Raw genomic sequence first — 19,818 nt, 5'->3', positions numbered from 1 at the left:
TAATCTCTGTGAGATGCTCGCTATGGCTTTGTAAACAAGCTCTTTTGACTTGTTCGGACCGYTGCTGCATCCAATAATTTCACGATTAAAGAGGTCTACAAAYAARCATACGTAATGCCAWRTACCGGCTACTCGTACGTATGTTAAATCGCTGACGACAACAGCGTATGGCTCTTWTTGATCAAATTCGCGTTGTAGTACATTCTSAACGACGGCCTCATTAGAATCGTTCTTAACAGGCTTGTACTGCGCTACCGTRTAATTAGATAYCAGGCCATGTTTGCTCATRATCTGACCGATCTTACGGCGCGAGGCTAACAAGATTCGCTTTCCTAATTCAACCTTGATTTTTCGTGTGCCGTAGTTGTTTCGACTAGCTGAGAAGATCTCTAGAATCGMATCTTCTAGCTGCTGTTCTTCCTCGTTAGCGGCAGRCTCAGACKTGTAGTAATAGGTGCTTCGTGGTAGTTGTAGGACTGCGCACATTGCTGATACCGAGTACTTGTGTGCATTATTGCGAATCACATTTACTTTCGTCCCATGATCAGCGCGGCTTGCTTTAAAATATCGTTCTCCATTTTCAAACGTTGAATTTCTTTACGTAAAGCTAGGAGTTCGTTCTCTTCCTCTGTGCGATTATCTTTTTCTTTRAAGGAACCTGTCTTCTGACTTTGTRCGATCCAACGATCAAATGCAGAAGCACTCAGATCATATTCCTTAATGATGTTTGCTCTTGATTTTCCACTMTCGTAGAGCTGGATCATCTGCTTCTTAAACTCGGYAGTAAATGYACGTCTTGGTTTTGGCATAGTAGATTCGCTCCTTCTCTGTTCCCTTCATTCTACTAGCCCTTAWTTTTTCTGTCTAACTTAGTGTAGACGATCCAGTGACGAAGGAATGAAAGGGCTATGACCCGCCCCGACATGGGAGCGAGAATCGCTAGGGTAAAGTGGAGACGTGCACATATGGAACAGTATAACAACATTAATGCTATCTGTTGTTCTTCAAGTTGTCCTGAATAATTCAATTCTTTTTTATAGTAAGCAGGGGAAGTTCTAACGTGAATGCATAATGACCATTATCATATGCTAGTGTAAGGCGACCGTCTTGGTGTTCTGCAAGTTGTCTTGCAATTGCAAGGCCTAAGCCAGCACCTACTTGAAGATGTTTGTTATGCTCCATATTTTCCGTCTTGTAAAAGCGATCGAAGAGTTTGGCCTCCTGTTCTTTCGTAATATGTTCTCCCTTATTTGCTACGGTTAAGTAAACTGATGACTCATTCGAGGTTAAGTGGATATCGATGACTTTAGGAGTCGTTGAATATTTAAGAGCGTTCATCAGCAGATTATCTAAGATCCTAGCCACTTGTTCAGGGTCAATATTGACGGCTGCCTTTTGAATACTTATCTGTGGCCTAACAACTACATGATGCTCTTCGGCAATTGGCACAAACTCAAACAGCACTTGCTCCAAAAGATTGTGCATATCCGCAGGTTGCTTCGTCAATATCATATCTCCAGAAGACAATCGCGTATAAATGAATAGGTCATCAATAAGTATTTTCAGTTGCTGTGCTTTGCTAAAAGCATTGTTTACGAACCGATCATATTCGTTCTCGTCTAAGAAGGATCTATTACGAAGTAAATCCAAATAGCCAATCATACTCGTTAGTGGAGTTCTAAGATCATGAGAAACGCCTGTGATGAGATTCATTTTAGAATCTTCAACGTCCTTTTCTTTCATTTTTTGGGATGCGAGTTGCTCAGCCATTTTGTTCATGTTTTTGGCTAATATGCCCAATTCATCCTCGCGACGAACGGGAACCCTATACTCGAAATTACCATGTGAGATAAAACCTAGCCCTTCCGAAAGGACCGAAAAGTATTTAATAATTCGCTTCGTTAGCATGTAGAATGAAAAGAGAAAGATCAATATGAAAACCGTGAGCGATACAATGATTAGAAGCGGAATATACTCAAGCTTTCCTTTTGATGAGATCGAATCGATCAACTGCCCAATCAACCCCACAATATACAAGCTAAGAATGTAGGATATCACTATGGTCAGGAGCGTTGCCCCGAGAAAGGAATATCTTATGCTATGTTTAATTTTAAATCGTTTATTTGTCCATTTTATAACCAACACCCCACACCGTCTTGATGTACTCTGGCTTTTTGGGATTGAGTTCAAGCTTCTCCCTCAGATTTCGTATATGAACCATGACAGTATTGTCTGAATAGCCCACACGCTCTTTCCATACGGATTCATAGATAGTATCAGCACTAAATACTTGTCCTGGATTAGCCGCAAGTAGATTTAGAATTAAAAACTCAAGTGGTGTTAGCATGACCTCTTGTCCTCGGATCGATACAAAGTGCTTTGCAATATCAATAACGAGCTCTCTAATGGTTATTTGTGTGTGTGGAACATCCTTCCCTGCGAGTATTTTTTGTCTTCTTAGCYGCGCTTTCACCCTGGCGATTAATTCCATTGGGTTAAATGGCTTCGTTACATAATCGTCCGCTCCTGTCGATAACCCCATGATCTTATCAATATCTCCTTCCTTCGCAGAGAGCATAATGATTGGGACATCATATCGCTCTCGAATGTGCATGCATGCTTTAATACCGTCCATTCGTGGCATCATTACATCTAAAATGACTAAATCCAATTCCCGTTGCGAAAGCACATCGAGTGCTTCCGCTCCATCCTTAGCTTCAATGACAGAATATCCTTCATTACGTAAGTAAACATGAATAACGTCTCTTATTTCCGAATCATCATCTACGACTAAAATTACACCCAATTCAATCTCTCCCTAGATTAATTTTTTTCAATTTTTCAGTTTCTTACAAACATAAACAAACGCGGGGGGGATGTTCAAGGGGACCAAAGAAATACTTTCAATCTCAAAATGCTCTGAAAGCATTTTTTTCATCTGCAATGAATACTGAAAAGCAATAAATTTACCACATGGTTTCAGCGCTTCTTTGCACTGCGAAATCAGTTGGTTACGCATCACTGGGGAAAAGTTGTAAAACGGCAATCCACTAAAGATATAATCGACTTCTTGGATATTGTGCTTCTTAAGTTTGGAAACTAACTCTAACGCATTACTTTCCCTAATGAACTGGGGAAAATCCAATTGAAGCCTTTGACCCATCTCTTCATCTTTTTCAAATAAAATAACTTTGCTTTCAGACTTTACCCGATTTGCAATTACTTGTGTAATTGCACCAGTACCTGAACCGATTTCGACAATGGTTTCAGCTTGCTCCCACATTGCCGCTGCAACCATATTATTCGCCAAAAAACTCGAGCTCGGAATGACGCTTCCAACATCTTTAGGATTAAAAGTGAATTTTTTTAAAAAAAGCAGTGAATGATTATTTATCATTTTATCACCTCATTGAAATATTTGGACTAATTGATTTCCACAAATGAAGCTGACACCGTATAACGTGCCGATCCATAAAATAGCACTTGGATAGGAGACGAAAATTATTCGTTTAAAAGGAACTTTGTTTACACCGGCTAAAATACTAACGAAGTATCGAACTAAAGGAATCAAATAGCCTAAAGACAAAGCYGTACCACTATGCCTTATATAAAATTGTTCAGCTTTCTTATATCCTCCGAAATGGCTCAATTTTCGAAGGAAACCGTATTTACTTGCTAGCCTGCCGATCCAATAACCTAACGTCACGGCGGATGTCATTCCAAATAGAATAGAAGCAAAGGTGTAAAAGGGGTGCAAAACTCCATGAGACGTCATAATCCCAGCGGCGATAATCGTCACCTCATTTGGAACTGGAATCCCAAAAGGTCCCAAACAGAAGGCTAAGAAAAGTACAATGTAACCATATTGGCTTATCATTGTCATAATTTGATCCACGTAAGCTCCCCATTTCGTGAAAATGACTTGTGTGCGCCCTGATAAGGACAACATCAGTATAGAAAAAAATACTTAGTTCCTACCTAGGTACTTTCTGAAGAAATTCTAAAGATTACTTACCTGTTTTAATGTTTTAAAGCAGTCAAAACAAAAAATACTCGCCTCGTTCAAAGGCGAGCATTTCTTATGGGTTATTTAATTAATCTCACTTTATGGAGAATCGTTTTCCCCTTAAATAGGCATATTCACTTAGATTCTGAACGTTATTCTTTTGTACATGACAAACATAATGGAACAAGGTTGTAGAAAATAAAAAAATGGGGCTATGAAAGCGAAAACTAGCGAAACATAAAATGATTCGCATGTAATCGCATTATACATTAAGGTGCAGGTGCTGCTGTTCTTGAAACTGCCACAGAGTTCTTCCGTCACACGTGCTACTTTACGAGTGGATACACCTTGAACAACAAGTTCCATCATTGTGAGTACAAGCGCCTGTTCACTGCATTGGTAGCGTTTGAAAAGCTCTGTCGAAAATTTGCTATCTCGAAACCTTGGAACCTGTAGGGTTATACTGCCCACACGTGTCGTCAAGCTTCTCGAATAGCTGCCATTTCGTTGTCCTTGTCTGTCAGGCGTACGCTCATAATCTTCAGCTGCTAATTGTTCTGTGGCTTGTGCCTTCAATACTTGATTCAAAACTGTCTCGAGCAAGGCGGCTACGCCTGCGTCTCGAGATTCTCCGATAAACAACTGGTTTAATAATTGGTGATCTAGTGTAACCTGATATTTAGCCATGAATAAATACTCACCTCTGGGATGGTCTAGGCAACTTCTTCTAGATGAGTATTTACTTCATGGCTTACTTTTTATGAAGTTCTTCATTTTACACAATTATATGGACTCAACTTACTGCTTGGCCTAATCATAGGTAAATCATAGGGGAACGAGGATGAATACGCATTGTTGGTTCGAAGAATGATTGAATCGGAAAGTGTGAGTTATTTTCTTTATCCAAGCGAATCGCCCGGCAACGGACAGATGGATTCTCGAGCACGAGAAGCTAATACAGGATTCTATTATTAATTTATTTGCTTGTTCATATTCAGTTCATATTGACGTCATGGGGAATACATATTCATTGGTTAAGATTTCATTAGCATCAAAGAAGCAAATCCAACAAACAGTTCAAGACAGGGGGAGATGAGAGTGACACAACCAGAGGAAAAGAAAACATAGAATGGATCGAGGGCCAAGAAAGTACGAAACTTTATACTTAAAATACTAGGAGCAATCGTAATCGCCATTGTTCTGTTTCTAGGTGTTTTTTATATCACGAATGTGATCATTAGCAATTCGTAGGCGATAAAGATAGAGCCCTACGGCCAGCACGTATGTGTAGACGGGAAACGTACATCTTCCAAGTCATGGAACAGCTGCACCATCGCTTGAAATTAAGCTGCTCATTGATGAAACTATCTCCATAATACAATGTTGTGGCGATTGACTTAACATTAACAAATAATCACATTATTTATAGCATATCAAATTTATAGAAATAGCTGAGCGCATTCATGAACGAAGCGAAGTAAATAACCTGTAAAAGTCCGTAAAGAAAGAGAGGAATTCAAATGAGATTATTTGAGATACTTTTAGTTCTATCCTGTTTGGCTTTACTCGTAGATCTATTGTTTATGAAAAGAGGTGCAAAGAAAACAGGACTGGTTTTGTGTATAGGAAGTGGCGTTATATTTGTAGTTCAGTTGTTTGTTGAGGGATACAGATGGCAGTTGCTTTTGGTATATATTATGACGGCTCTTTTCATACTCATCGTTTTACTCAGGCAATCAAAAAAGATGGTGAATCTAAAAATAGGGAAGCCATTGAAATATAGTTTATCTTCCCTAATCGTCATTCTACTTGTTGTATCTACCAGTTTGTCTGTATACTTGCCTGTCTTTCATTTGCCAAAGCTTGATGGTCCAGAGAAAGTGGGTACTCAAACTTTTCATTTTACGGATCAGAACAGAGATGAAGTCTTAACTGAAGATCAAAGCGATAAGAGGGAACTAATGGTTCAAGTTTGGTACCCTACTGAAAAGAGCAATAACAACAAGAGAGAAGCTCTTTTTCCAAAAGATAAAGAAATGTTCAAAAAGTATATTCAGACATACTCTAATTCTTTAAACCTTCCCGATTTTGTGTTCGATTACTGGAAGTATAGTAAAACCAACTCTTATGATAATGTAGAAATATTACCTTCCACAAGTCCTTATCCCTTGGTACTGCTTTCTCACGGAATGGGAACCAGTAGAGTTCTACATGCATCACAGGCCGAGAATCTGGCTAGTCATGGGTTTATCGTGGTCACAATCGATCATACGTATAGCACCTTTGCTACCATTTTTCCGGATGGCCRTGTAACGGACTATAAAACAAAGATGACAACAATAGATGAACGCAGAAGAATTGGGAAAATATGGACACAAGATGTAGAGTTGGTCACTAATTGAAGTGGAAAATAGAGATGTTATAAACAAGCCTTTTATGTTTATTAGATCGGGAAGTTTTAAAGACTGGTTAGTAGATTTTAAAAATGATAAAAGTTCGGATAACGAAATAAATAAACAACTTTCAGATGAGCTGCACATTATTAAAAATGTTATCAATCAGGGGGGAAGTGCGATTTATGTAGAAGGTACCCAACACTTCAATTTCACGGACCTTCAATTCTATTCTGAGTTGATTAAACTGACTGGAATAACAGGAGATATAAATGGTAAAAGAGGATCAGGCATCGTAAATCAATATGTACTCGATTTCTTTAATAAGCAATTGAAAGGAGCAGGTGGAAATCTGATTCAGGGTCCGAACGACATGTATCCAGAGGTGAAATTTATTAAGCCGGAAGACCTTTAACCGATAATGTCCGACAGCGTAGAGTGTCGCTGTAAGTGAACAACAGTTAACAAAATGGATTAAAATATAATGCAATAATATGGTATTAAACTAACAGGTAACTTTAGCTTAACAATAACCAAGACGAGGCTGCAGGCATGTAGCGGCAGCCTCACTGCTTAATGAGCAGCGTTCTAATATGAAGAAATATTCATCATGAGTGCGGACCACACTTCGGGGTGGTTTTTTTGCTTATTAAGTACCAATCTGACAATGGCTGCGGCGTAAGGATATATCTAGTTGAACCATAATATGGACGGGCAGAATAGCACAACAAAATARGATTATGTTCTAATTCAATTTTACGCCTTATTATTAAAATTACAGACTATTCCATTAGCCGTATAGTTGCTACAATCTATATTGTAACTTCCAAAGATGAAAAACATTCACGGTATGAAAGAAATCATTGAATGGAGGGAAACGCATGTCACAAGAAGATAAACTCGGACAAATAGTCATTCTGAACGGCAATCCGCGGGCTGGGAAGTCAAGCATTGCCATCGCGATCCAGAATATGTTTGAGGGTGTATGGATGAACGTTGGGGGCAGTCAGTTCAAGAAAATGACCCCCGAACACTACCAGCCTGGGATATCGCTTCGGCCAGGTGGGGAACGCCCTGAACTTGAGCCTCTCATTGTGATCCTGTATCAAGCCATGTATGAAGCCATTGCTGCACACAGCCGTCTGGGACTGAATGTCGTAGTGGATGTTTGGCACCATGATGCTTATTCGATTCCGCGGGGGATTCTTCCGAGCTGTGCCCGGATCCTAAGTGGATTGCCTGTTTTGTTTGTAGGTGTACGATGCCCAATAGAGGTTGTCATGCAGCGGCGGATCGCTACCTGGAATTCCGGTTACGAAGAGGACGGATCTGTGCCAAAGCCGGTGAGATTGTGGCAGCAGGCTGTCCATATGCCTGGCATCTATGATCTGGAGGTTGACACCTCGGTGCTAAGTTCCGAAGAGTGTGCCGCCTTGATCCGCCATCGCCTCGAAGACGAGTCGCCGCCCTCAGCTTTCCAACGTCTTGTGGTTTAGACCAGGAACTTTTATTCATTACAATCAAGGGGGGAGCAAATGTTACAGGTAGATGAGCCCGGACAGATTATTATTTTAAACGGGACTCCGCGGTCAGGGAAGTCCAGTATTGCCACTGTGATTCAGAATACTTTCGAGGGTGTGTGGATGAACATGGGAGTCGACCGGTTCATGCAGATGACCCCTGAACGCTACCGGCCAGGGATTGGGCTTCGGCCAGGTGGGGAACGCCCCGACCTTGAGCCACTCATTGTGACCCTTTATCAAGCCATGTATGAGGCTATTGCTGCGCACAGCCGCCTGGGGCTGAATGTTGTAGTTGATGTCGGTCACCACGATGCTTATTCGATCCCGCGGGGGATTCTTCCCAGCTGTGCCCGGACTCTGAGTGGAATGCCGGTTTTGTTTGTGGGTGTGCGATGCCCATTAGAGGTTGTTATGCAGCGGAGGATCGCTACTTGGAATTCCGGCTACGAAGAGGACGGATCTGTGCCAAAGCCGGTGAGATTGTGGCAGCAGGCTGTCCATATGCCTGGTATCTATGATCTGGAGGTTGACACCTCGGTGCTAAGTTCCGAAGAGTGTGCCGTCCTGATCCGCCATCGCCTCGAAGACGAGTCGCCGCCCTCAGCTTACCAACGTCTTGAGGCCATGACTTAGGTGGTGGAGTACACACTCTGAAACGACTCTGAAAGCGCAACAGTCGCATTATCTACCAGGTATGGCTTGGGTCAGATTAATTATGATATTAAGCCTCAACCCCTGTTTCTATTCAATTCTCGGGTAACGATAGTTGAAAAACACACATGAATGAGCAGGCACTACAGTGGCATGCTCATTTTATTATGCTAATGGGTACGATAGTGGAGGAGCGTGCTTCAGCAGCTCCTCTTTTTGCTTGTATAAATAGGAAATGTGTTTATGTTAAATAGAGTAATTTTCCATAATAAAGGACATTCTTGATGGATCTTGCCAATTGTGATGGAATTGAAACAAGCCTACGGTTGAAAATGCCAATTCATCGTATATTTATTCTTCGAAGCTTTAATGTGAGGTTGGTTTTCAGACGCATAAAAATAAACGTAATYAGATCCCCGACATCTATTGGGGATTTTTTAAAGCTCATTATGTTTGTGTTATGAGTGCGGGCCGCCCTTCGGGGTGTTTTTTTTGAAAAAAACCTCATTACTCCTATACAAGGACGTAAAAAAATAAATCACCGCTATTCCCCCCATTTGAAATGTATCTCTGTAACTTTTTAGGAATTATTTTTTTAATTATGAGTTCTGTCAATTACTCAAAAACTTCTCCAAGTCGGGGTGAAGTCTCTTTATTATGCTAAGAAAACCTTATGGTTCGGAGGCTTTGATTATTGCAAAATGCACCTTCATAAAAAAAAGAGAAAGAGTTGAAGATAATCTATTTTTTTTAATATGAACTATTGTAAGCGCTGTTATAGTTTGAGTAATATAGAGTTCAGCAAACTAATGTTGAATATAAAGGAGGAACGACCATGCGTTTCCGTCATTTTCATTCCATTGTAGCCCAACTCTTTTGGTTCTGCTTTATCGGCATGACGCTTCCCGTTCTGGTCATGGGTTTTTTGTCTTACCATAAATCCTCCTCTATCGTAGAGGAACAAGTCAGTAAGGTAGCCTCGCTTACTATTACACAGGTGAGTGACAAGCTGAACCTTTATTTCAAAAAGCTTGATGATTCGTCTATGATGCTGTTAAACAGTAAGGTCATCCACAATATTTTGAAGGAACAATCGAAAGAGAAGTTATATGAAACCACGCTCAAGATTCAAGATGGACAAGACATCCTAACATCCATCATGATCAATTCTTCAGAAATCCTCGATATCTATATATTCGATGTGAACCGCAACAATTCGGTATTAAGCTCGGACTCCTTGGTGTCTCTGGATCAATGGGATTCCGACTGGTATAAAGCGATATTGGAAGCAAACGGCAATAGCGTATGGTTCGGACTCTCTCAAAACTCATATTTAAAGAAAACGGAAATGGGGTTTCCTGTATTCGGCCTTGGCCGCGCCATACGAAGCTGGGAAACCGGCGACATTATCGGCGTGATGTTCTTTGAGATTATGGGCCAGGTTCTGATCGATGAGCTTGACCGCGTTCAATTTGGGGATACGGGTTACATCTACGTCACCAATGACAAGAACCGTTATTTCTATCATCCGGATTCCAAGCAGTATGGAAAAGAGTCCAACCTCATCCTTCCTTCGCAAGCGACGGAATATAACAAAGACAACAAAAGCACGCTGGTGATTCCTGAACGCCTGTATAATGGCTGGGATGTGGTTGGGGTTGTACCTCTCGAGGAACTGACAGCCGATTCGGCTAGTATCCGGAAATTCACGATGTGGATTGCACTTTGCTGCATCCTTTCGGCAATAGGCATGGGGTATTTCGTTACCCGTAAAATCGGTAATCCGTTAGTTAATCTGAGCCGATTGATGCGTAAAGGAGAGAACGGCGACCTGAGCGTCCGGAGCAAGAGCGTCGGCCGGAACGAAATTGGGCAGCTGGGCCGCAGCTTCAATAAAATGATCAAACAGATCGATCTGTTAATCGCCCGAATCGCCAAGGAGGAATCAGAGAAAAAAAAGGCGGAGGTTCGAGCGCTCCGCTATCAGATTAACCCTCACTTTCTTTATAATACGCTGAACTCGATAAGGTGGATGGCTAAATTAAACCGGACCAATGATGTCGACAACGCCGTCACTACGCTGGTTCAATTATTGGAAGGCAGTCTTGAACGGAATGGCGTTTTCATTCCGCTCGGGGAAGAGCTTGAACTGCTCCAGAAATATATGATCATTCAGGAATACCGCTATGATAACAAAATCAGCTTAAATATCCATTGCCGGGAGGAGTTCAAAAAAATTCAAATTCCCCGAATGCTGCTTCAGCCCATCGTCGAGAACGCCATTTTCCATGGGATCGCTCCAAAGGATGCAGATGGATCGATTGATATCGAAGTCGAACAAACCGGACAAAATATCGTGGTCAAAATAACCGACGACGGTATCGGAATAGATGAGGGAAGGCTTCATCAACTGCAGATGAACGATAAAGAGCGCAGCAATAAAGGGATGACCAATATCGGGCTGAATCATGTTCATCAGACCATTCAGTTATATTACGGAAGTACATACGGCCTCAGCATCTCAAGCATCAAAAACGAAGGGACACGGGTGCTTATTACGATTGCCAATTCTAAGGAGGAAACCTATGTACAGAGTGCTATTGGTTGATGACGAGAAGATAGCGCGAATCGGGCTTCGTACCACTTTTGATTGGGAGAGACACGGATTTACATTGGTTGGTGAAGCGTCAAACGGGCAAAACGCAATGAAATGGATTCAGAATCAAGAGATTGATATATTGATCACCGACATTGCTATGCCTGTGATGGATGGACTCGAGCTCACGCGCAAGACTAAAGAATTATGTCCTTGGGTCAAGGTGTTGCTGCTCAGCTGTCATAATGATTTCGAATATGTACGGGAAGGAATCCGGTTAGGGGCCAGCGATTACATCTTGAAGCCGACACTTAATTCGGATTCACTCATAACGGTTCTGAATCAAATGAAAAAAAAGCTTCAGGAAGAAAGCGAGAACAGACAAATCGTTCAGCAGTTTGAAGACCAACAGCTCGCTAATAAGCAGAAAATGCTGGAGAAGACATTCTGCAAAGCGCTATGCGGTGACTTGACTGCTATCGAACGAATAAAGACAGAATGCCCGGAAGAAAGCTACCGTATTGCCGCATTGGGGATCAACGTATTTGGCAAAACGGATGCTGAAAGGAATGATCTCCTAACGGAGCTGGGAGAAGTGCTCAAACAGGTACTCTATCAAGCATTTGGTTCCTATGTGTCGGTCATGCTTCGTCCGGACTTGCTTTTGGCTGCTCTTCCTGTACACCCAAACCTGCATGCCTCGTTTTATGAGCTTATCGAGCAGTTTTCGCAGCATACCGAGTCGCACCTACTGCAAGTATCCATAGGACTCAGCGTCGTTTATGAGAATTATCTTGACCTTCAGAATGCCTCCATGGAGGCGAAAAAAATGCTCGCGGTCGGTTTCTTCCTCGGACCGTGTCGCTTGATTGCTGCCGAGGAGCAAACGGATACCGTTTCGGCATCGCCCTATCCTTTTGCGGCAGCCTTACACGATCTCAAAGAGTCGTTAACGATGGGCTTTCATTCCAGATCAGAACAAATGATAAATGAAATCATGAAGCATTGGTTACCGCAATATCGATCGAAAGAGGAAGTGCTGCAGGAGGCAGAGGAATTGCTTAGCCTGTTTGCCGTATTCAAAGACGCAGATTCTTCCATCATCCGGAAAATCCGGGAGCTCGGCAGGCTGGGTTATGTCACTGAGGTCATTCAACATGTAAAAGATGGCTACCAAACAATCGTGGGCGGTGAAGACTCTCCGCGGCCGGATAAAACATTGCATCAAAGGATCGTAATGGAGGCCGCTGACTATATCAAGAGCCATTATAGGGAATCGATCTCCCTGCAGGAAGTGGCTGATGCGGTAAATGTAAGCAGGAATTACTTCAGCGAAATGTTCAAACGTGTGACAGGAGAGAACTTCATCGACCACCTGATCGCCTTGCGCGTAAAGAAAGCGAAGGAGCTGCTGCAAGGATCATCGCTTAAGGTGTATGAGGTAGCCGAGCAGTCTGGTTTTAACGACGTAAAATATTTTAGCAAGCAATTTAAAAAGATCGTAGGTGTATCTCCAGCCGAATTTCAAGGTTTGTTGCGAAAATAAAATCATGCTAATTGCGGAAAACAAGACACTCTTTCGGAACATAAACCGTTCAAACCCACTTTGACAATGAATTATAATTAAAGCGCTTACAAAATATTTGTAAAAGAAAATTAGATATCTTGAGGGAGGAAAAAGAGAATGAAAAAGCTCAAATGGTCTCTACTCATCATGATTATTGCTGTGACTGCTTTGATTCAAGCCTGCGGAACGAGCAATGGTGGCAACAACGGGGTGTCTAATGGAGAAGAAGCCGGAACAAACAGTCCAAAAGAGGGGAAAGTAAAAATCAAGTGGGCTACATGGGGAAATCCGGGAGAATTAACAAGGTTTCAAGATTTCACAAACGATTTTAATAAGAAGCATCCTGAAATTGAAGCGGAGTTAATCCCGATTCCGGGGGAGTACGATCAAAAAATCTTAACGCAATTGAGTGGCGGAACGGCCCCGGACATTTTCTATGCCGGTGACGCTTTCATTGTTAAACTGATTGAAAACGGCAGCATCGAGGAACTCACACCGTTAATGGATGATGCGAGAAGCGCGGTTAAGAAGGAGGATTTCTTTCCTGGCCTATGGGGAGCCGCTGAGCGCGACGGTAAAATATACGGGGCCACGGTAGACAATAACCCGATGGTGCTTTGGTATAACAAGAAGGTGTTAAAGGACGCAGGCATTACTGAAATGCCAGCCGATTTGCAGCAACAGGGTAAGTGGAGCTGGGATGCCTTTAAGGAAATGACCGATAAAATCCGCGAAAGCGGCAAATATGGTTACGTACTTGATAATTCATGGAACAGCACACACAGTTGGGTAACCTCTAACGGTGGAAAGGTTTATGACGACAACGGCAAATATATCGGCTACACGGATCCGAAAGCAGTCGAAGCATTCCGATTCTTATATGATAACATCAAGACTAAAAACATTACATTTGCCGGCACGCTTCCAAAAGGACAAGGCGGCGATGCGATGTTTATGTCCAATCAGGTTGGCTTTGTCGGCGCAGGGCGCTGGTATCTGCCGCTGTTCAAGAAAAACGAAGGCCTCGAGTACGATATCGTCACCTGGCCGACAAATACCGGCAATAAAATCGAGCCCGCAGGTATCCCGACAGCCTATATGGTACTGAATAAGACTACCAAGCACAAAGAGGCGGCGTACACCTTCTTGTCGGAATTCGTCAATAAGGAAGGTCAAACCTATCGTCTTCAAGGAGGCGGCAATGCCGTTCCTTCGGTATCGGGAGCAGACGAAGTGGTGCTTGAAGGGAACCTTCCCGAGCATGCGCAGTTTTTCCTGGATGCTCGTGAAATCGGCTATGCATTAACTCCGTTTGAAGCGGGTATTCCCGGTCTAAGTAATGATATTAATTCCCGTTTTGAGGCGCTATGGCTGAAAAATGAGGATTTGGATACAGCAATGAAGGAAATCGAGGAATTGGCGAACAAGAAGATTGAGGAATACAAAGGAAAAAAATAAACAGCCAGCAGTCCTTTCACAAGGAAATGGAAGGGGCTTCCGAACTTTCGGAAATCCCTTCCTTCTTACTATAATAGAAGAAAGGTGGCTTACATCGATATGAAAACGGCCGTTAATAATGGGCCCTCTCCGTCAATAGACCAAACAGATACGAAACGTCACTTCATGAGGACGAAGACAGTGGACAGCCTTTGGGGATATTTTTTCATCTTTCCACAAATGGTCGGTTTGGTTATCTTTTCGTTGATTCCGCTTATATTGGCTTTCGCCATCAGTCTAATGAGCTGGGACGGCTTCGGTGAACGGACCTTTGTCGGACTGGACAATTTCGTGGGGCAGTTTAAAGATCCCGATTTTAGAATCGCGCTTGTTAACACACTTTATTATACCGTTCTCACCGTACCGACCGGCATCATTCTGGCGATGCTTGTTGCTATTGGCTTAAATAAAGTAAAAGGAAAGATCCTTTACCGGCTCATTTATTTTATGCCTAACATTACGATGTCCGTAGCTGTAGCAGTCGTTTTCATGTGGCTCTTTAACGCGGATTTCGGGTTGATTAATTTATACTTAAAAGATTGGTTCGGCATTGAAGGTCCCCGTTGGCTGACAGACACGCGGTTCGTAATGCCTTCCATTGCGCTGCTTAGCATATGGATGGGACTTGGAGGCAGTATGGTGCTTTTCCTTGCCGGATTACAGGGAATATCTGCGACATATTACGAGGCTGCACAAATTGACGGCGCCAGCAAATGGCAGCAGCTGCGGCATATTACGGTTCCTTTGTTGTCATCGACTACATTTTTTGTCACCATCATGTCCGTGATTGGATCTTTCCAGGTGTTTGATCAATCCTTTGTCATGACCTCGGGTGGACCGGCAAAAGCCAGTTATACACTTGTATACCACATATATGACTCGGCATTTGTCGATTTTACCTTCGGTACAAGCACATCGGCCGCTGTCACGCTGTTTGCGATGATTTTGACGCTGACCTTGCTGCAGATGAAAATATCCAAACGTTGGGTTCATTACGAAGAATAAGGATGACCGGGAAGGAGAAAACTCATGAAACCGAAAAAGCTTCAACCCTCAACGATGGTGCTTCATGTCGTGCTGATCATTGGGGCCTGCGTCATGGGGCTGCCTTTCCTATGGATGATACTCAGCGCGCTAAAAGATTTGTCCCAAGTCTTCATCGTTCCGCCTAAATGGATTCCAGAACCGTTCGTATGGTCCAATTTCAAAACTTCGTTGACGGCCTTGCCTTTCGGGCGAGCTTACTTTAACAGCTTCTATATTAATGTCATCGTCGTATTCGCGCAGCTGATCACATGCTCGATGGCTGCATACGCTTTCGCCAAAATCCGGTTCCCATTCCGGGAACCGTTGTTCATATTGTTTCTGGCAACGATGATGGTGCCCGGACAAGTGACAATCATCCCGCTGTACTTGATGATGAAAAATTTCGGTTGGCTCGATACGCATCAGTCGATCATCGTGCCTGCTGCCTTGTTAAATGCCTTTGGCGTTTTTCTGCTCCGCCAATTTTTTAGAGGCATTCCGAAGGAAATGGAAGAAGCAGCCATTGTGGATGGTGCCAATCGCTTTACGATATATACGCGCATCATGCTTCCGCTTGTCAAGCCTGCGCTTTCAGCACTCGGCATATTCACGTTTCTGGGGATGTGGAACAATTTCTTTTATCCGCTTATCTTTCTCAACAGCCCGGAGCAATTTACGGTACCTATGATGCTGAATCTATACCGAGGCATGTATGCGACGGACTGGACGCTGATGATGGCTGGTGCTTCAATCGCTCTGCTCCCGGTATTGGTCGTTTATATGATCGGACAGCGTTATATTATTGAAGGGGTAACACTGTCCGGCATAAAAGGTTAAACCGAACATAAAAAACGGGTTGAGACCTAAGAGACCTCCATCCGTTTCCTTATCGTACAGCGATGCCCGCGAGCCACATATTTCTCCTACGTTGTCGAACCTATAATTCTTAGTATTTTTATATATTGTTACACAATACATGTGGGCATCCGTTTCTTAGGAACGAAGATGTCCATTTTTTTGTTTGAGTGGAGGGAAAGATATGGCTTCGTTTTTCCATACATACTGTTCGGAGGGGAAATATGATATCTTCTAGCGAAGGGACTAATAAAATAATTCCTTTGACTGTACATATTGGATATGGAAGGAGTTGATGAATATGAGTGAACAAGAGCAAGAGACCTTTCAATTGCCCTTAGTCCATAACGCAGGAGACTTTGTCATCCAAGCTGGGTTTGTGCTCGGGCCCAGGCGAATTGACGATTTCGAATTAGTCTACTTTCCAGATGGTACCCAAACGGAATATGAGATAGGCGGAAGCCTATTTGTTCTTAATGAGCCATGCTTCATATTCACACGCCCAGGTGAACGGCATACTTACCGGTTCGCGCCGGAAAAAAACGTACGGCATTTGTTTGTGCATTTTGATTATGCCTCACTGCGGAATGCGGACGAACGATTCGTGGCCTTGCTCCGAGAAGGGCATATGTTCCTGGCAGGGCGCCATATGCTCGTAACAGGCTTAATGGAGAAAATACTTTGGATTGCGAATCACCAGCCTGCGTATTGGCGGAGAAGGCTTGCCGTTTTGATTTCCGCCTCTCTAGAAGAACTATCGTCCTTTTCTTCACAAGTTGCGGAAGGGGAAGCRATTCCCTTGCCTGTTCCTGTTCAACACGCGATTACCTATATGGAAGAGCATTTGACCGATCCCGTAAAGATTGAAGAAATCGCAGCGATATCGGGCTGGTCACATGAATACTTCACACGAATGTTTGTCGCTACCACGGGCATGTCCCCCAAACGGATGCTGCTCGAATTACGGTTTCGGCGTGCTGAGATATTGATGATGAGGGGCACCGGCACAGTGAAACAGATTGCCTATTCGGTAGGCTTCGGTGATGAACACCATTTCTCAAAAATGTATAAAAAAGTTCGTGGAATAACGGCATCGGATTACATAAAAAGGTGTCAGGATCCCTTATTTCGCCACACGGTATCCGTATTGGACCCGTACACGCCTTATCCTTTAAATCGAAATATTTTGGTGAATTCCTTGATCAAATAAACACATCATTTGCCGGTTTTAGACTATGGAGAGTGCTGCCTCATCACGCTAAAATTAGGGGGTAGGCATATAAATCGAGGGAGTGAACGGGTTATGGGGAAGTTTTATATACCTAAATCACGTGTGAGGGATAACCGCTATTTAGTAAGCGTGAAGGATTATTCCCACTATCACAGAGAAGGCTACTTAATTGTCAGAAACTTATTGTCAAAAGAAGACATCGACGAGCTATATGAATTAGCAGAGCAATCAAGGCTTAATAGCCTTCAGCTAGATAATCAGGCAGATCGTGATAGCAAGGACCCTCTCAAGGAGGAATTTGCAAAGGCGACACGAATTCACATGATGTCCCGTTTCAGCGGAGCAGCGGAGAGGGGCATGCTTAACCCTCGAATAGTCGATGTTACAGAGGCATTGGTCGGGCCGGATGTATACGCCCTTCAGTCCATGCTTTTCTTAAATCCTCCTGGAAAAGGCGGTCAAGGCTGGCATCAGGATGCATGCTATATTAAGACGCATCCGGATACGTTAATCGGAGCGTGGATCGCCTTAGAGGAAGCAGATGAAGAAAATGGCTGCTTATGGGTTGTACCCGGTTCGAACCACGAACCCATATATCCTCCTGATGGTGTTGGAGGAGGAAATGTGCACGCGGTGGATGCATTCGAGGATTTGAATGGTGTGCAGAATGTGAGCCATTTGGACGATAATGTGAATACGCTATCTAAGGTTGTCGCAAACTATCCTCCTGCCATACCCGTTCGGCTAAGTCCAGGAGATGTTCTATTTTTCCATTCGCATCTACTTCATCGCTCCTATCCGAATCGTACCCAGGATCGCTACCGTCGCTCATTTGTATGCCATTATTGCAATGCACGTTCTTGGGTTCCATGGGACCATGACGGATTCGAAGGTCATTCAGGGAATTACCGTCAAATTCTCGTCCGCGGAAATACAAACCTCCCTTATGCTGAGCCAGCATTTGGAACTGAGGTATATTTGGCAGACGGAGAAGAAGAATCGAGCAGCGTTACAATGATGGGGATGGATAATGGCATGATGATGCCAATTGGAATGGAAAAAGGCGAATAAGAAGTATTGTTATTTGGATTGTATACTGTTAAATAGTTCGCTGCTTTCTTTGATTTCAAAGATTCTGAACAATCGTCTTATACAGTGATAGTGTTTGTTCAGGATCAGCTTGACCGTGAATTGAGCGATTTTGTTAGCTTGGCGGTTCCAACCTTATTGAAATAAATAAAATACAGTCGCCTCAAGCGGGTTCATAGCTTGGGGCGACTGCTCTGTGTAAACATCTAAGATACGTGTCCGTCATAACTGGTTTAGTTTGGTTTATAGCGGTAGTGCAGAGAATGATCCAACAGAGCAGTATCGCTTATCCTTGATGTATACAGATACAAATAAACCTACAGTCAATTCAAATGATGTAATGCTCCTCAGGAGTCTATCATCGGCCATATATATGATAATGTTAATTGTTAAAGATGGAAAAAGTTTGATATAATTGCAAAGAGAGATTGGCCGCTATTTTAATTATTATAATCAAAACAGATAACAGTTGGGACTTCCTACCTCGATGAATCGTTTAGTTCCATCTCAAAAATGTTGAAAAGTAATCATCAATTGTAAAGTCCAACTCTTACTAGTGAATTATTGGGTTAATTAAAAACTGTTTAATTTAACTGTCAAACATGTCGATTTTCTAATTTGAATGAGATTGATTAGGTTAATATATCGTTGTCTCAGCTTAAAATGGTGCTATCTATTTAAGCAATCAGCAACTTTAAACTAGTAATTTGCATCATATTTTATCGAAACAAAGGAGAATCTCAAATGGGAAAATCAATATTTGACGATTTTAAGTGGATTAATGAAAGCAAGGCAACCTATGAAAATGACAAACTGATTATTGAAGCCCCTGCAGAAAGTGATTTCTTCTATAATAATGGAGCCGTTTCCGAAACAGGAATTACACCGGAAAATCTTTGCAATGCACCATTTTATTACAAAGAAGTTACTGGCGATTTTGTGATGCGTGTTCAGGTTTCTCATGATTTCAGGGATACTTACGATGCGGCGACCATTATGGTTATGCAAGATCTCCAGGTGTGGGCTAAAGCATGCTTCGAACAGACAGATTTTGGTACACATGCTGTAGTAAGTGTTGTCACGAATCATCATTCGGATGACGCTAACGGGTGTAACATTAACGGTAATCATGTATGGTTACAGGTTGCAAGAGTTGATAATTCATTTTCATTCCATTATTCGTTGGATGGGGTTAAGTTTGATATGATGCGATTCTTTAGCTTACCAGTAGATAAGACAATTAAGGTGGGACTTGTAGCGCAAGCGCCAATAGGAAAAGGTGGAGAACGAGTCTTTCAAAACTTTTCATTGACAAATACAAAGGTTAACAATATTCGGTATGGTGTATAACTTGATTCGAATATGTTCGTTAACAAATATAAAG

Annotated in this window: 16 protein-coding genes and 3 pseudogenes; 13 read left to right on the top strand and 6 right to left on the bottom strand. The window is 42.6% G+C overall.

The features are described from left to right. From AB4Z17_RS26220 to AB4Z17_RS26195, 6 genes and pseudogenes are all read right to left on the bottom strand, one after another. Window positions 1-809, bottom strand: a pseudogene (locus AB4Z17_RS26220) (IS3 family transposase); the annotation flags it as partial. A gap of 214 nt (window positions 810-1,023) precedes the next feature. After that, window positions 1,024-1,908, bottom strand: a complete 885-nt coding sequence (locus tag AB4Z17_RS26215; RefSeq protein ID WP_441963077.1) for a HAMP domain-containing sensor histidine kinase — start codon at window positions 1,906-1,908, stop codon at window positions 1,024-1,026. Window positions 1,909-2,119: 211 nt separating this feature from the next. Further along, a complete protein-coding gene (locus AB4Z17_RS26210) occupies window positions 2,120-2,806 on the bottom strand; it encodes a response regulator (RefSeq protein ID WP_441963076.1) in 687 nt (228 codons plus the stop codon). A 27-nt stretch (window positions 2,807-2,833) separates the two neighbouring features. Next, a complete protein-coding gene (locus AB4Z17_RS26205) occupies window positions 2,834-3,397 on the bottom strand; it encodes a class I SAM-dependent methyltransferase (protein ID WP_441963074.1) in 564 nt (187 codons plus the stop codon). 9 nt (window positions 3,398-3,406) lie between these two features. After that, window positions 3,407-3,895: a DedA family protein gene (locus tag AB4Z17_RS26200; RefSeq protein WP_441912045.1), complete on the bottom strand. Its 489-nt coding sequence runs from the start codon at window positions 3,893-3,895 to the stop codon at window positions 3,407-3,409. Window positions 3,896-4,285: 390 nt separating this feature from the next. Next, a pseudogene (locus AB4Z17_RS26195) lies at window positions 4,286-4,693 on the bottom strand (transposase); the annotation flags it as partial. Between the two features lie 411 nt (window positions 4,694-5,104). Here AB4Z17_RS26195 and AB4Z17_RS26190 point away from each other — a divergent pair. From AB4Z17_RS26190 to AB4Z17_RS26130, 13 genes and pseudogenes are all read left to right on the top strand, one after another. Further along, window positions 5,105-5,369, top strand: a pseudogene (locus tag AB4Z17_RS26190) (alpha/beta hydrolase); the annotation flags it as partial. Between the two features lie 157 nt (window positions 5,370-5,526). Next, on the top strand, window positions 5,527-6,408 hold the full coding sequence (locus AB4Z17_RS26185; RefSeq protein WP_441963072.1) for an alpha/beta hydrolase: 882 nt from the start codon (window positions 5,527-5,529) through the stop codon (window positions 6,406-6,408). A gap of 1 nt (window position 6,409) precedes the next feature. Further along, the gene (locus AB4Z17_RS26180; RefSeq protein ID WP_441963070.1) at window positions 6,410-6,814 is read left to right on the top strand and encodes a hypothetical protein; all 405 of its coding nucleotides are present in this window, start codon (window positions 6,410-6,412) and stop codon (window positions 6,812-6,814) included. A gap of 466 nt (window positions 6,815-7,280) precedes the next feature. Continuing rightward, complete coding sequence (locus tag AB4Z17_RS26175; protein ID WP_441912048.1) at window positions 7,281-7,895, top strand: chloramphenicol phosphotransferase CPT family protein; 615 nt, start codon at window positions 7,281-7,283, stop codon at window positions 7,893-7,895. 39 nt (window positions 7,896-7,934) lie between these two features. After that, on the top strand, window positions 7,935-8,555 hold the full coding sequence (locus AB4Z17_RS26170) for a chloramphenicol phosphotransferase CPT family protein (RefSeq protein WP_441963068.1): 621 nt from the start codon (window positions 7,935-7,937) through the stop codon (window positions 8,553-8,555). 853 nt (window positions 8,556-9,408) lie between these two features. Next, the gene (locus AB4Z17_RS26165) at window positions 9,409-11,181 is read left to right on the top strand and encodes a cache domain-containing sensor histidine kinase (RefSeq protein WP_441963066.1); all 1,773 of its coding nucleotides are present in this window, start codon (window positions 9,409-9,411) and stop codon (window positions 11,179-11,181) included. Beyond that, complete coding sequence (locus tag AB4Z17_RS26160) at window positions 11,159-12,715, top strand: response regulator transcription factor (RefSeq protein ID WP_441963065.1); 1,557 nt, start codon at window positions 11,159-11,161, stop codon at window positions 12,713-12,715. The genes AB4Z17_RS26165 and AB4Z17_RS26160 overlap by 23 nt, the downstream gene beginning before the upstream one ends. A gap of 138 nt (window positions 12,716-12,853) precedes the next feature. Next, window positions 12,854-14,194, top strand: coding sequence for an ABC transporter substrate-binding protein (locus AB4Z17_RS26155; RefSeq protein ID WP_441963063.1), 1,341 nt, complete (start codon window positions 12,854-12,856; stop codon window positions 14,192-14,194). 165 nt (window positions 14,195-14,359) lie between these two features. After that, window positions 14,360-15,238: a carbohydrate ABC transporter permease gene (locus tag AB4Z17_RS26150; protein ID WP_076266068.1), complete on the top strand. Its 879-nt coding sequence runs from the start codon at window positions 14,360-14,362 to the stop codon at window positions 15,236-15,238. Window positions 15,239-15,262: 24 nt separating this feature from the next. Continuing rightward, a complete protein-coding gene (locus tag AB4Z17_RS26145; RefSeq protein ID WP_441912056.1) occupies window positions 15,263-16,096 on the top strand; it encodes a carbohydrate ABC transporter permease in 834 nt (277 codons plus the stop codon). A 319-nt stretch (window positions 16,097-16,415) separates the two neighbouring features. Continuing rightward, on the top strand, window positions 16,416-17,324 hold the full coding sequence (locus AB4Z17_RS26140) for a helix-turn-helix domain-containing protein (RefSeq protein ID WP_441912057.1): 909 nt from the start codon (window positions 16,416-16,418) through the stop codon (window positions 17,322-17,324). 93 nt (window positions 17,325-17,417) lie between these two features. Next, complete coding sequence (locus tag AB4Z17_RS26135; RefSeq protein WP_441963062.1) at window positions 17,418-18,416, top strand: phytanoyl-CoA dioxygenase family protein; 999 nt, start codon at window positions 17,418-17,420, stop codon at window positions 18,414-18,416. A gap of 762 nt (window positions 18,417-19,178) precedes the next feature. Further along, on the top strand, window positions 19,179-19,784 hold the full coding sequence (locus tag AB4Z17_RS26130; RefSeq protein WP_441963060.1) for a DUF1349 domain-containing protein: 606 nt from the start codon (window positions 19,179-19,181) through the stop codon (window positions 19,782-19,784). The last annotated feature ends 34 nt before the right edge of the window (window positions 19,785-19,818 follow it).

The organism is Paenibacillus sp. TAF43_2, assembly GCF_052113545.1.
GTDB lineage: Bacteria > Bacillota > Bacilli > Paenibacillales > Paenibacillaceae > Pristimantibacillus.
This window is presented reverse-complemented; position numbering and strand designations above follow the sequence as displayed.

What these genes read in the sequence shown, in the direction of transcription:
- AB4Z17_RS26215 (WP_441963077.1), bottom strand. Translation starts at nt 1,908, where the DNA reads ATGCTAACGAAGCGAATTATTAAATACTTTTCGGTCCTTTCGGAAGGG.
- AB4Z17_RS26205 (WP_441963074.1), bottom strand. Translation starts at nt 3,397, where the DNA reads ATGATAAATAATCATTCACTGCTTTTTTTAAAAAAATTCACTTTTAAT.
- AB4Z17_RS26175 (WP_441912048.1), top strand. Translation starts at nt 7,281, where the DNA reads ATGTCACAAGAAGATAAACTCGGACAAATAGTCATTCTGAACGGCAAT.
- AB4Z17_RS26170 (WP_441963068.1), top strand. Translation starts at nt 7,935, where the DNA reads ATGTTACAGGTAGATGAGCCCGGACAGATTATTATTTTAAACGGGACT.
- AB4Z17_RS26165 (WP_441963066.1), top strand. Translation starts at nt 9,409, where the DNA reads ATGCGTTTCCGTCATTTTCATTCCATTGTAGCCCAACTCTTTTGGTTC.
- AB4Z17_RS26160 (WP_441963065.1), top strand. Translation starts at nt 11,159, where the DNA reads ATGTACAGAGTGCTATTGGTTGATGACGAGAAGATAGCGCGAATCGGG.
- AB4Z17_RS26155 (WP_441963063.1), top strand. Translation starts at nt 12,854, where the DNA reads ATGAAAAAGCTCAAATGGTCTCTACTCATCATGATTATTGCTGTGACT.
- AB4Z17_RS26150 (WP_076266068.1), top strand. Translation starts at nt 14,360, where the DNA reads ATGAGGACGAAGACAGTGGACAGCCTTTGGGGATATTTTTTCATCTTT.
- AB4Z17_RS26145 (WP_441912056.1), top strand. Translation starts at nt 15,263, where the DNA reads ATGAAACCGAAAAAGCTTCAACCCTCAACGATGGTGCTTCATGTCGTG.
- AB4Z17_RS26135 (WP_441963062.1), top strand. Translation starts at nt 17,418, where the DNA reads ATGGGGAAGTTTTATATACCTAAATCACGTGTGAGGGATAACCGCTAT.
- AB4Z17_RS26130 (WP_441963060.1), top strand. Translation starts at nt 19,179, where the DNA reads ATGGGAAAATCAATATTTGACGATTTTAAGTGGATTAATGAAAGCAAG.